Consider the following 12,469-nt stretch of genomic DNA (forward strand, 5'->3'; position numbering starts at 1 on the left):
CGGTTTTGCTGATGTAATACGATCATAGTAGCAGTAAACTGTTGAAAATAGAACTGGTTGTGTTACATAAACTGACATAAAAAATCGTTATCCTTACATGGAGGGATCAATATGGCTTACGATTTGGTGATAAAAGGTGCGAAGGCAGTTACGCCAGGTGGCGTAAAAGAAGCCGATATTGCAGTTCAAAACGGTGTGATTGCCGAGATTGGTTCTTACATTGAAGCAAGCAGCGGAGCAGCAATGATCCAGGCAGACGGAAAATACGTATTTCCCGGTGCGATAGACTGCCATGTTCATTTCAATGAACCGGGCAGAGAGGATTGGGAGGGGATTGAAACAGGTTCGCAGATGATGGCGGCAGGCGGCTGCACCACCTATTTTGATATGCCGCTTAATTGCATTCCATCAACTGTAACGGCAGAACACCTTCTCGCAAAAGCTGAACTCGGCAGGCAAAAATCGGTCGTGGATTTTGCGCTTTGGGGCGGCCTCGTGCCCGGGCATATTGAGGACATCCGCCCAATGGCCGAAGCGGGAGCGATTGGGTTTAAAGCGTTTTTATCAAAATCAGGCACCGACGAGTTCCGCTCTGTTGACGAACGGACATTGCTTAAAGGCATGACAGAAATCGCGGCTGCAGGAAAAATCCTCGCTCTTCACGCAGAAAGCGACGCGATTACAAGCTATTTGCAGATGGTTTTGGCCAATAAAGGAAAAGTGGATGCGGATGCGTACGCCGACTCCCGCCCGGAGGAAGCCGAAGCTGAAGCGGTGTATCGCACGATTCAATATGCAAAGGTGACAGGCTGTGCGGTTCATTTTGTCCATATCAGCACGGCGAAAGCGGTCCGGCTGATCAGAGAGGCGAAACAGGAAGGGCTTGATGTTTCAGTTGAAACATGCCCGCATTATGTCCTGTTCAGCCATGACGATTTACGGGAAAAGGGCTCTGTCGCAAAATGCGCGCCACCGCTCCGGCCACGGCAATCGAAGGAGGCGCTGATCGAGGCGCTCATGGCGGGGCACATTGACATGGTCTCCTCAGACCATTCTCCTTGCCGTCCGTCCTTGAAGCGGGAGGACAATCTGTTTTTATCATGGGGCGGAATCAGCGGCGGGCAGTTTACTTTATTAGGCATGCTGGAACTGGCGCTTGAGCATCAGATTCCGTTTGGAGCTATCGCCGAATGGACAGCGGCAGCACCTGCGAAACGTTTCGGCCTTCAGCGAAAAGGGCGGCTTGAAGCGGGGTGTGATGCAGATTTTGTGCTCGTCAGTATGGAGCCGTACACTGTGACAAAAGAATCGATGTTTGCTAAGCATAAGCAAAGCATTTACGAAGGACATACATTTCCCTGCCGCATATCGGCCACTTACAGCAAAGGCCGTTGCGTGTACAGTGATGGGGAAAAAGTCAGCAGAATTGACGGGGCACTTGTCGTTCCTTCGTAAGCCCGGCGGATTTTCCCGCCGGGTTTTTTGATTTCCGCCGTTCTAGTTTTTAAAATTCCATCAACGTGGTATCTTTTTTAAAAGGAGGCGGGAGCAATGGAGCATGTGAAGTGCATACTGAAGCAATCCTGGTCGCGCCATACGAGCTCTAAATGGACGGAAGAATGCCCGTCATGCGGCCAATGCGGGGTAACTACGTTGGTCATTCAGGACCATTTCGCCGGCGCTATTTTCAAAACAAAAGCCGGTGAAAGCTGGCATTTTTATAACAGCATCAATGGTGTGATGTACGACTTTACGAGTGAACAGTTTCAAACGCCTATTGAATATCAGCATATTCCTTCCTCAAGAGAAGAGGCGTTTTTAGATACAAATGAGGAACAATATCAGCATCTTCGTTCCGCATTTTCCCGCCATATGAACAGCATTTCCGAGGAAACCTGAAAACACGTGTGATAAACTGGAAGAGAGGTGAATGATTGTGATTTATATCGGACTGACGGGATGGGGGGATCATGACAGCATCTATCCGCCAAAGACGGCCAGCCAGAAAAAATTACAGGCCTATTCCTCCCATTTTCCCATCGTGGAATTAGACGCGAGCTTTTACGCGATTCAGCCGGCACGCAATAATGAAAAGTGGGTGAAGGAGACGCCGGAAACCTTCCAATTTATCGTGAAAGCGTATCAGGGCATGACAGGGCATCAGCGCGGCGAAATTCCCTTTGACTCAAAAGAGGAGATGTTTGACGCGTTTAAGGTGTCTTTAACGCCATATTTACATAGCAATAAGCTCGCCATGGTGCTGTTTCAATTTCCGCCGTGGTTTGACTGCAAGAAGGAGAATGTCGCCTATTTGAGATGGTGCAAGCACCAAATGGGAGATATTCCTTGTGCGCTTGAATTCAGAAACCGCTCCTGGTTCTCGCCGCAGTTTTATGAGCAGACGCTTTCATTTATGAAAGCGGAAGGCTGGATTCACAGTGTCTGTGATGAACCGCAAATCGGAGAAGGCAGCGTTCCGACTGTGCTGCGCGCCACCGATGAAAACAAAACGCTTGTCAGGTTTCACGGACGCAACAAGCAGGGCTGGATGAAGCCTGATGGCGGGAAAAACTGGCGTGAGGTCAGGTACTTATACCGCTACAATCAACAGGAGCTGGCGGATTGGAAAAAGCACCTGAATGAATTGCAGCAGCAATGTAAGGATGTTTTTGTCCTGTTCAATAACAATTCCGGCGGAGACGCCGCGGATAACGGCAAGCAGATGCTTGAACTGCTTGATATCGAGTACAGCGGACTTGCTCCGAGACAGCTCGATTTATTTTAGAAAAGAGGTTTTTACTGATGTCGTTTGTGATTTTGGTCGTACTGGGATTAATCGCAGGTACGGTAGGAAGCCTGATCGGGCTTGGCGGCGGAATTGTCATTGTGCCGGCTCTGATGTTTTTGAGCACAGTGACGCCGCTGTTTCAGGATGTAACGCCGCAGGTCGCGATTGGAACTTCGCTTTTGGTCATTATTTTTACGGGTCTTTCTTCAACTTTGGCTTATATTAAATATAAAACCGTTGATTATAAGAGCGGGCTCATTTTCTTTATCGGTTCAGGACCCGGCAGCATTATCGGGGCTTACGTGTCAAAGATGTTCAATTCAAACTCATTTTCCGTTTGGTTTGGCATTTTTATGATTCTGATTTCATTATCTTTAATGCTGAAAACGAAAGCCCGGCCGATCAACAAAGCGCACAAAGGGATTATTCGGACATTTCAGGATGATGCCGGTGAGCCTTATACGTACTCATATCAGGCCCCTGTCGGAATTGCCATTGCCTTTGTTGTCGGCTTTTTGGGAGGGCTTTTCGGAATTGGCGGCGGATCGCTGATGGTTCCGGCGATGATGCTGTTGTTCCTGTTTCCGCCGAAGGTTGCGGTGGCAACGTCCATGTTTATTATTTTCCTGTCTTCTATGACAGGGTCTGTTTCACATATTATTTCCGGGCACGTCAATTGGCTGTATGCCCTGGCGCTTGTGCCCGGCGCTTGGTTCGGCGGAAAGCTTGGCGCCGCCATCAACAGAAAAATGCAGACGAAAACGATCGTTATGATCATGCGGATCGTATTGATTTTGATCGGCTGCCAGCTCATTTATGAAGGCATGTTCAGCTGAACGATTAGGGAGAGATAATATGAAGGAGAAGCTCCGCTTATATCATACAAATGATTTGCACAGCCATTTTGAAAACTGGCCGAAAATTGTAGATTATATCGAGCAGAAAAGAAAAGAGCATCAATCAGACAGCGAAGAGACGCTCGTTTTTGATATTGGCGATCATCTTGATCGTTTTCAATTCGTGACAGAGGCGACTTTCGGAAAAGCGAATGTCGATCTCTTAAACCGTCTTCACATTGATGGAGCGGCAATCGGCAATAACGAAGGAATTACGCTTCCGCATGAAGAGCTCGCTGCCTTGTATAATCATGCAGAATTTCCCGTTATCGTTTCCAATCTGTATGACAAAAACGGAAACCGTCCGTCCTGGGCGGTTCCTTACCATATCAAAACATTGAAAAACGGAATGACCATTGCGTTCTTAGGCGTAACCGTGCCATATTATCCTGTCTATGACAAGCTGGGATGGACGGTAACCGATGCTCTTGAAAGCATCAAGGAAACCATTCAGGAAGTGAAAGGACAGGCTGATATCATCGTTCTGCTGTCACATTTAGGCATTCTTGACGATCAGGCGGTGGCTGAAGCGGTGCCTGAGATTGATGTGATCCTTGAATCGCACACTCACCATTTGCTTGAAGATGGACAAGTGGTGAACGGCGTGTTGCTTGCCAGCGCCGAGAAATACGGGCATTATGTCGGCTGTGTAGAAATCACGGTAGACAGCGAACAGCGAAGTATCATCAGCAAAACAGCGTCTGTGCAGAACATGGCGGATTGGACAGGAGAATCCGCAGAAACAAAAGCATTTCTCAAGGAAAAAGAACGTGAAGCCGAGGAGAAGCTGTCCGATGCCGTTGCGGAGCTTGCCCAGGATGCTGAGGTCAAGTGGTTTGAAGAATCAGAGCTGCCTTTGCTTTTGGCGTATGCGTTAAAGGAATGGTGCGGAACCGACATCAGTATGGTGAATTCCGGTGTCATTCTCGGTCCGCTGAAAGCAGGTCCTGTGACAAAGCTGGATCTGCACCGAATCTGTCCTCATCCGATCAACCCGGTGGCTGTCCGCTTGACGGGAGAAGAATTGAAAGAGACGATTATCCATGCCGCTTCAGAACAAATGGAACAGCTCCGGATCAAAGGGCTCGGCTTCCGCGGAGAAGTGATGGGAAAAATGGTGTACGCGGGTGTTGATGTAGAAACGGAACGGCTGGATGATGGAATCACGCATGTCACACGGATCACCCTGAACGGGGAGGATATTGAAAAACATAAACCATACTCTGTCGCAGTGCTTGACATGTTTACGCTCGGCAGACTGTTTCCGATGATTCGCGACGCCGCAGAAAAAGAATATTTTATGCCGGAATTTTTGCGGGATCTGCTCGCCTGGAAGCTCGCGCATTAAGGCGGTCAGCCCACAACAAGCTGTGCCCTTCATCATAAAGTGATGAATGAAGGGAGTGGTTGACGTGGTAAATCTGACACCAATCATGATAGAAGGACAGCCTTTTACAGCTGTGACAGTGAAGCTTCCAAAAACAAATTTTATGGCCGTCACCAATGATCACGGATACATTATGTGCGGTGCGCTTGATGTGGCGCTGCTCAATGAAAAATTAAAGGAGCGTGGCATTGTGGCGGGGCGTGCAGTTGGGGTTCGCACCATTGACCAGCTGCTAGACGCACCTTTAGAATCCGTCACGTACGCCGCGGAAGATCTCGGCATCCATGCCGGAATGAGCGGCAGAGACGCACTTTTAAAAATGGTGAAATAAAATAATTTGGCCCGGCTATTACTATGTCCCCCCTTACAAGCATACATTGTGATATGTAAGGGGGGATTTTCTTGCCAAGATACCGCGGCCCTTTTCGCAAGAGAGGACCTTTGCCTTTCCGGTACGTGATGCTTCTGTCAGTTGTCTTTTTTATCCTGTCAACAACAGTCAGCCTTTGGATGATCAATGGCTCGATCAAACCTGTTTTAATGGACATCGGCGAGATGGAAACGAAGCGTATAGCGACAGAGGTGATCCAGGATTCGATAGAGGATTATATGTCTGACAGTGAGAATATGAAAGATATGTTTCAAATGAATTCTGATGAAAACGGAAACTTAACGACAATCGATTTTAATACACAGATTGTAAACAGTGTGAAAACAAAAGTAACGAAGCAGCTTCAGGCTCATCTGAAAGAGATGGAAACCCACACCGGGCACAGCGGGGCTAGTGAAAACATTTTGATCAACATTCCGCTGGGACAGGTGACCGGCAACAGCCTCCTCGGAAACCTCGGCCCGAAAATCCCGGTTCGGTTCAATTTAATCGGTGACGCTTTTACAGATGTCAAAACCAAAATCAAGCCGTATGGCATTAATAATGCACTTATTGATATCAGCATCTTTGTCGAAATCAAAGTGAAGGTCATCATTCCGTTCGCAAGCAAAACCGCTGTCGTCACCAATAATGTGCCTGTATCGATTAAAGCCGTACAGGGCGAAGTGCCGCAGTTTTATAACGGAAGCGGCGCCTCCGGTGTCACGCCTTCTGTCCAGCTTCCGAGCAGCAAAGAAGAGGACAGTGCCGATTCGAAAAGTGAAAAAAGCAGCAAATAAGCCGCCTCTCGAAGAGGCGGCTTTTCATTATTTCTTCTTTTTGTATTCATAACGCTCCCACGCTCTCAAATGCGGGTATGGATCAAATGACCATTCGGTTTTTCCGTTATCTTTGTACATGCCGTAGTGAAGATGCGGCGGGAATTTCCCGGCGGTTCCCGGCGGGCCGTATCCTGAGCTTCCGACTGATCCGATGACTTGGCCGGGTTCAACAATTTGTCCTGTTTTAATCCCTTTGGCAAACCCATTGAGATGGGCAAAATAATGATACGTATTGTTAATGTCTCTGATGCCGATTCTCCATCCTCCGAAGCGGTTCCAGCCCTTCATTTCAACTATGCCGTAGCAGGTCGATCTGACAGGAAGGCCGTAATGGGCAAAGATATCCGTGCCTTCATGAATCCGTCTCCCCCCGAAGCCGCGGGCATCCCCCCACGTGCTGCGATAGCTGTAATCGGTTCTGATTGGAAGCGGAAATGCATGCTCGCCTAAATCAATATGGCCGTAGGCTTTAAACAGCTTCATGAATTCAGATATGATCCCCACTGTCTGATCACGACGGTAATAATTCCAAAGCCCAATACGGATGTTGTCCTCATCTGTGCCATATGACAGTAAGTATTGGCTGAACGTATACAAAATATCTTCATCGTTGCTGACCTCTGCTTTCCCGTCACCGTCACCATCCATTCCGATTCCGTCAAACACTTTAATGCTTAACGGCGCATCGTCTTTCGGATTCGGGTTTTCAGGCCCGCTCCAGATTTCATCCGGTATATAAATGCTGATGATTCCCGCTTTGTCAGGCAGATCTTTTCGGTTGCTCCGCACGTTTTCCTCGTATTGATCTACAGCGGCGAGCGCATACCAAGGAATCTGCGTTACAGCCTCGACTTTATGATATAATTCCATCCGTTTCGACAGCACTGGATCTGAAAGCTCTTTTCCAGACGCATAAGGCTCACACGCAAACAAAAGGAGAAGAAGGGCGGATAACAAAACTTTCACAAAATAATCTCCTTTCATATTGAATACACATAGTTTGCGGCAGTCTGGCTTAAAAATGTCAGTAATCATCTTCCCTTGTCGAGAAATTTTTCCTATGTTAAAGTGTCTAGAGAAAAGACTTTCTTTAGTTAGAAAAACATTATTTTTGTTGCAGAAATAGAACCTGCACCTTTCTCGTTTTCAGAATGTTTCGTGTCAGAAATTGAGTATATTGGATATTGGAGATGATGGGAATTGGCAAAGAAAGACGAACACCTCAGAAAGCCCGAATGGCTCAAAATCAAATTAAATACAAATGAAAACTATACAGGGCTCAAAAAACTCATGCGGGAAAACAACCTGCATACCGTATGTGAAGAAGCAAAATGTCCGAATATTCATGAATGCTGGGCGGTCAGACGTACAGCTACATTTATGATTTTAGGTTCTGTTTGTACAAGAGCATGCCGTTTCTGTGCTGTCAAAACGGGCCTTCCAACTGAGCTTGATCTGCAGGAGCCGGAACGCGTAGCGGATTCTGTCGCACTTATGAACCTGAAACACGCGGTGATCACCGCTGTTGCGCGTGACGACCAGAAAGACGGCGGGGCAGGCATTTTCGCGGAAACTGTCCGTGCAATCCGCAGAAAAAGCCCATTTACAACAATTGAGGTGCTCCCGTCTGATATGGGCGGAAACTATGATAACCTGAAAACCTTGATGGATACACGCCCAGATATCCTGAATCACAATATCGAGACGGTTCGCCGCCTGACGCCAAGAGTCCGTGCGCGTGCGACGTACGACCGTTCGTTGGAATTCTTGCGCCGTGCAAAAGAAATGCAGCCTGACATTCCGACGAAATCAAGCATCATGATCGGACTCGGCGAAACGAAGGAAGAAATTATTGAAGTCATGGACGACCTCTTGGCAAACAACGTGGATATTATGGCAATCGGCCAATATCTGCAGCCGACGAAGAAACACTTGAAAGTCCAAAAATACTATCACCCTGATGAGTTTGCAGAATTAAAAGAAATCGCCATGCAAAAAGGCTTCAGCCACTGCGAAGCCGGTCCGCTTGTCCGTTCATCTTACCACGCGGATGAACAGGTGAACGAAGCATCTAAAAAGCGCCAAGCACAAGCATAATGCCAAAACGCCAGATCATCTGGCGTTTTTGTCATTCTTATTGATTTTCATGTCCTGGCGGGTTTCTCCGTTGGCATTTTCATTATCTGAGACAGGGCTTCCTTGCGGGGAGGCTTTCATTTCTTGAATCGTCCCAGACATGATCTCTCTGATGTCTCTTGAACCGGAGCCGAGATTGCTGTAATTTTCAATCGACTGCATATGGTTTGGATTATCGGAAATATACACATGATAGTATCGCGGTATTACAGAAGCCGCCGTTTTCTTCACCTGATCGGCGGTCAGCTCGCGGTTTTTGGAATCGGTTTTGTACACGACAAGCGCTTCTTGATCTGTCACCAGTGTGGCAGCATCTTGAATATGGGGGAGCTGAACCGTTACACTTGATATCATGTGAGCGGTTTCTTCCCGGTTCATCACTGGCGCTTTCTGCTGTTCGCCGTCAAATTGTTCTTTTTGATAGCGGACATAGCCAAATTGTTCGTTTTCATCATGGCGGTTAAAAGCCTCGTTGCGGTCAGACACATGAATGGGCCTGGTTTGATTCTGCGCCTGATTCTGGACATTTTGCTCGGCATTATCGAGTCCTGTACCCCCGCACCCGGATAAAAGCCCGGTGAACAGGCAGAGACTGACAGCAGTTCGTTTCATTTGTAAATCCCTCCTCATATGTAGGGTAGCCAAATCGCATGATTTATTCTTTAGCAATTGATGGGGAACGGGCAATGAATTATGATAGGAATGAGTGAAAAAGAGGTGAGATCATGATTCTTATTCAAAATGCCGAATTTGAATTGGTGCACAATTTCAAAGACGGCTTCAACGAAGAGGCTTTTAAAGCCCGCTACTCCGATATTTTAAATAAATACGATTATATTGTGGGAGACTGGGGGTACGGTCAGCTTAGGCTCAAGGGCTTCTTTGACGACCAGAATCAAAAGGCAACCTTCGAAACGAAAATCAGCACACTAGATGAATACATTTACGAATACTGCAATTTCGGCTGTGCGTATTTTGTCTTGAAACGGATCAGAAAATAAATATACACAAAGGGGATGCTGTCATGTATTTTGTTGACAGAAACAAGATCGAGCAAACACTCGGGTTCTTTGAACAACAGCTTGCGCTTTTCAACTCACAAACAGACTGGGAGACTGAAATCGGGAGACTGGCGCTTCAGCGAATAGGCCATCTGTTAATCGAATGCATTCTTGATACAGGCAATGACATGATTGACGGTTTTATTATGCGGGATCCAGGCAGCTATGATGATATTATGGACATACTTGTCGATGAAAAAGTTGTCACGGAAAAAGAGGGAACTGAGCTCAAAAAATTGATCGCCTACCGCAAAACATTGGTTCAGCAGTATCTGTTTGCTGACAGTGCCGAGCTTTACAGGCTGATCACGGCACATCAGACTGCTCTTCAAGACTTCCCGCAACGGATCAGAAGCTACTTGGAAACAGAGCTTGGCCCTGTTTCTGCGTTTAAATAACAACTGGAAAGCCACAGGAGTGTTGAAATGAAAACATATAAAGGGTATTTAATTGATTTAGACGGAACGATGTACAATGGCACAGAAAAAATCGAGGAAGCGTGTGAATTTGTCAGAACGCTGAAGGATCGCGGCGTGCCTTATCTATTTGTGACAAACAACTCTTCGCGCACACCGAAGCAGGTGGCGGACAAGCTCGTGTCTTTTGATATTCCGGCATCAGAAGAACAAGTCTTCACAACCAGCATGGCCACTGCCCAGCATATCGCCCAGCAGAAAAAAGACGCGTCTGTGTATGTGATTGGGGAAGAAGGGATCCGCCAGGCCATTGAAGAAAACGGACTGACGTTTGGCGGGGAAAACGCGGATTTTGTGGTGGTTGGCATTGACCGTTCCATTACATACGAAAAATTTGCTGTTGGCTGCCTGGCAATCAGAAATGGCGCCCGCTTTATTTCTACTAACGGAGATATTGCGATTCCGACGGAGAGAGGCCTCCTGCCAGGAAACGGTTCACTGACTTCTGTTTTAACCGTATCGACAGGCGTACAGCCGGTATTTATCGGCAAACCGGAATCTATTATTATGGAGCAGGCGATGCGCGTTCTTGGCACGGATGTGTCGGAAACACTTATGGTCGGCGACAACTATGCGACAGACATCATGGCCGGCATTAACGCCGGTATGGATACACTGCTTGTTCACACAGGCGTAACGAAAAGAGAGCATATGACAGACGATATGGAAAAACCGACTCACGCCATTGACTCTCTGACTGAATGGATTCCATACATTTAAATAAATAAGGGCACCCCAAAGGGTGCCCTTATTCTGTGTGCCGCGCGCGGTGTGCGAGCCTGCTTGAGGCTGCGGCGGAAATCGCGCCGACGATGTCATCCAGAAAGGTATGGCATTCGCCGGTTGATTTATCATTTAAATGTTTAAGGATTCCGGGTTTTTCTTTGTCAATGTAGCCGTAGTTCGTAAACCCGATCGATCCGTAAATATTCACGATGGAAAATGCCAGAACTTCATCTACTCCATATAGGCTTTCATCTGTTTCAAGCATTGTTTGCAGCGGTTCAGACAGTTTTTTCTGCTCGGCAAGAACATCCAATTCAATGCCCGTTAAAATCGCATTTTGCACCTCGCGTTTTGCGAGAACGCGATTGACATTCAACGTGCACTCATCAATGGTTAAATCCGGATGATATTTTTTCTGCAGAAAAAAGACAAGCTCGGCAATGTCTGATACCTCAACGCCGCGCTCCTTCATCCGTGCTCTTGCTTTTGCTTCCATCTGACTGACTTGTTCTTTTTCTGACATCAGCTTCACCCAATCTTTTTTACTAGTTTATACAAAATGTTTGAGATGTTTACGACTTTTTCCTGCGCCTTCGTCGGATTAAAATATGTATTCATAATTCCGGACGTGTATGACTACGATGTGATGAGCCCTAATTCTACAGGCAGGTGATCATTGTGAAAGGTACAATAAAAGAAAAATACGGTATTCATATCAGGCAGCTTTCCATGTACCAGAACACTTATCAATGCTTTCAGACGCCGAATTCACTCTTTCTGATTGTCCCCGTTTCCCAATTCTCAGATACGGAGCTGGCGGAGCTTTATTACATGAGTCAGTATTTACAAGAACAAAGTGACCCATACGTTTCGGTTTTTATCTTTACAAAAGAAGGTGAGCTGACGTTTGAACATGAAGGAAAAACGTACGCACTGCTGAAGGCGGCACCTCCTTTGTCAAACCGGGCGTTTTCCATTGGGGCGGAGCTGGCGGAATTTCACCGGAAAGGCAGAGGCTACCCGTATGAAGTGAAAGCAGCCGGAAGAATCGGGCAGTGGAAGGATCTGTGGGGAAAACGCATTGATCAGCTGGAAGCGTTTTGGCAGCGAAAGGTTCAGACCCCTCCGCATGAGCCATTCGATAAAAAAATGATCGAATCATTTCCATATTATTTAGGACTGTCGGAAAACGCGATACAATATTTAGTGGACACTGAGCTGGATGACAAGCCCCAAGCCGCTGATTCAGGAACGATATGCCACCAGCGGATGGAAAGACATACATGGTCATTCGAATCGTTGATCAGGATTCCGTCGGATTGGGTATTTGACCACGCCTCACGCGATTTGGCTGAATATATGAGGCATACGTTTTTGCATCACAGACAAGATTTTAACCAGCAGGGCTTTCTTTTTTTACAGGAATACGGGCAAGTCACCCCGCTGTCTTCGTTTTCGAAACGCCTTCTGTACAGCCGCTTGCTCTTCCCGCTTCATTATTTTGAAACCGTGGAGAGCTACTACATGTCGTCAGAATCAGAAAAACATTATTATGAAGAGCAGCTTGACTTCATTCTTGGTGACTGCGGACGCTATGAACAATTTCTCAATACAGCACAGGAATTCATGAATATGCGGGCGCAGAAGCTGTTTGTTCCCCGCGTGGGCTGGCTCGGAAAAGGCAGAAAAATAATTAGAAAATAAAGAATCTTGTCATATCAACGCGTTAAGCGTTTACATTCCCAAAATTCAGCCATTTGCTATCTTGTCAAAAGGGGGATGGGCTT

At 46.9% G+C, this 12,469-nt stretch carries 15 protein-coding genes; 12 read left to right on the forward strand and 3 right to left on the reverse strand.

From position 1 onward, the window contains the following. Nucleotides 1–111 precede the first annotated feature (111 nt). From MOB98_RS11245 to yunB, 7 genes are all read left to right on the forward strand, one after another. Nucleotides 112–1,455: an allantoinase gene (locus MOB98_RS11245; RefSeq protein ID WP_268358054.1), complete on the forward strand. Its 1,344-nt coding sequence runs from the start codon at nt 112–114 to the stop codon at nt 1,453–1,455. Between the two features lie 96 nt (nt 1,456–1,551). Next, nucleotides 1,552–1,899 carry a YunG family protein gene (locus MOB98_RS11250; RefSeq protein WP_268358052.1) on the forward strand — a complete coding sequence of 116 codons (348 nt, stop codon included), beginning with the start codon at nt 1,552–1,554 and terminating at the stop codon, nt 1,897–1,899. A gap of 37 nt (nt 1,900–1,936) precedes the next feature. Next, nucleotides 1,937–2,785, forward strand: a complete 849-nt coding sequence (locus MOB98_RS11255; protein ID WP_268358070.1) for a DUF72 domain-containing protein — start codon at nt 1,937–1,939, stop codon at nt 2,783–2,785. A 17-nt stretch (nt 2,786–2,802) separates the two neighbouring features. Then, nucleotides 2,803–3,624 carry a sulfite exporter TauE/SafE family protein gene (locus tag MOB98_RS11260; protein ID WP_268358051.1) on the forward strand — a complete coding sequence of 274 codons (822 nt, stop codon included), beginning with the start codon at nt 2,803–2,805 and terminating at the stop codon, nt 3,622–3,624. A gap of 19 nt (nt 3,625–3,643) precedes the next feature. Further along, a complete protein-coding gene (locus tag MOB98_RS11265; RefSeq protein WP_268358050.1) occupies nt 3,644–5,032 on the forward strand; it encodes a bifunctional metallophosphatase/5'-nucleotidase in 1,389 nt (462 codons plus the stop codon). 64 nt (nt 5,033–5,096) lie between these two features. Continuing rightward, on the forward strand, nt 5,097–5,402 hold the full coding sequence (locus MOB98_RS11270; protein WP_225514744.1) for a YunC family protein: 306 nt from the start codon (nt 5,097–5,099) through the stop codon (nt 5,400–5,402). Between the two features lie 71 nt (nt 5,403–5,473). Continuing rightward, nucleotides 5,474–6,241: a sporulation protein YunB gene (yunB, locus tag MOB98_RS11275; protein ID WP_268358049.1), complete on the forward strand. Its 768-nt coding sequence runs from the start codon at nt 5,474–5,476 to the stop codon at nt 6,239–6,241. Between the two features lie 27 nt (nt 6,242–6,268). Here the strand turns inward: yunB and lytH are convergent, their stop codons facing one another. Further along, nucleotides 6,269–7,249 (reverse strand): L-Ala--D-Glu endopeptidase, encoded by a 981-nt coding sequence (lytH, locus tag MOB98_RS11280; protein ID WP_268358048.1) that lies wholly within the window; start codon nt 7,247–7,249, stop codon nt 6,269–6,271. Nucleotides 7,250–7,483: 234 nt separating this feature from the next. Between lytH and lipA the strand changes: the two genes are divergently transcribed. After that, nucleotides 7,484–8,380 (forward strand): lipoyl synthase, encoded by an 897-nt coding sequence (gene lipA / locus MOB98_RS11285; protein WP_003222888.1) that lies wholly within the window; start codon nt 7,484–7,486, stop codon nt 8,378–8,380. 15 nt (nt 8,381–8,395) lie between these two features. On the opposite strand, the gene MOB98_RS11290 is transcribed toward lipA, so the two are convergent. Then, nucleotides 8,396–9,031 carry a YhcN/YlaJ family sporulation lipoprotein gene (locus MOB98_RS11290; RefSeq protein ID WP_268358047.1) on the reverse strand — a complete coding sequence of 212 codons (636 nt, stop codon included), beginning with the start codon at nt 9,029–9,031 and terminating at the stop codon, nt 8,396–8,398. Between the two features lie 113 nt (nt 9,032–9,144). Here MOB98_RS11290 and MOB98_RS11295 point away from each other — a divergent pair, with 113 nt between their 5' ends. Genes MOB98_RS11295 through nucF form a run of 3 tightly spaced genes read left to right on the forward strand, consistent with a single transcriptional unit; the run spans nt 9,145 to nt 10,676 of the window. Further along, complete coding sequence (locus tag MOB98_RS11295; RefSeq protein WP_003228682.1) at nt 9,145–9,420, forward strand: YutD family protein; 276 nt, start codon at nt 9,145–9,147, stop codon at nt 9,418–9,420. A gap of 23 nt (nt 9,421–9,443) precedes the next feature. Then, complete coding sequence (locus MOB98_RS11300; RefSeq protein ID WP_268358045.1) at nt 9,444–9,878, forward strand: DUF86 domain-containing protein; 435 nt, start codon at nt 9,444–9,446, stop codon at nt 9,876–9,878. A 27-nt stretch (nt 9,879–9,905) separates the two neighbouring features. Next, a complete protein-coding gene (gene nucF / locus MOB98_RS11305; RefSeq protein ID WP_268358044.1) occupies nt 9,906–10,676 on the forward strand; it encodes a 5' nucleotidase NucF in 771 nt (256 codons plus the stop codon). Between the two features lie 28 nt (nt 10,677–10,704). Here the strand turns inward: nucF and MOB98_RS11310 are convergent, their stop codons facing one another. After that, nucleotides 10,705–11,205, reverse strand: coding sequence for a phosphatidylglycerophosphatase A (locus MOB98_RS11310; protein WP_268358043.1), 501 nt, complete (start codon nt 11,203–11,205; stop codon nt 10,705–10,707). Between the two features lie 152 nt (nt 11,206–11,357). Between MOB98_RS11310 and cotNH the strand changes: the two genes are divergently transcribed. Beyond that, a complete protein-coding gene (gene cotNH / locus MOB98_RS11315; protein WP_268358068.1) occupies nt 11,358–12,386 on the forward strand; it encodes a spore coat-associated protein CotNH in 1,029 nt (342 codons plus the stop codon). Nucleotides 12,387–12,469 lie beyond the last annotated feature (83 nt).

The sequence above is a fragment of the Bacillus sp. N13C7 genome, from assembly GCF_026790065.1.
Classification (GTDB): Bacteria; Bacillota; Bacilli; order Bacillales; family Bacillaceae; genus Bacillus.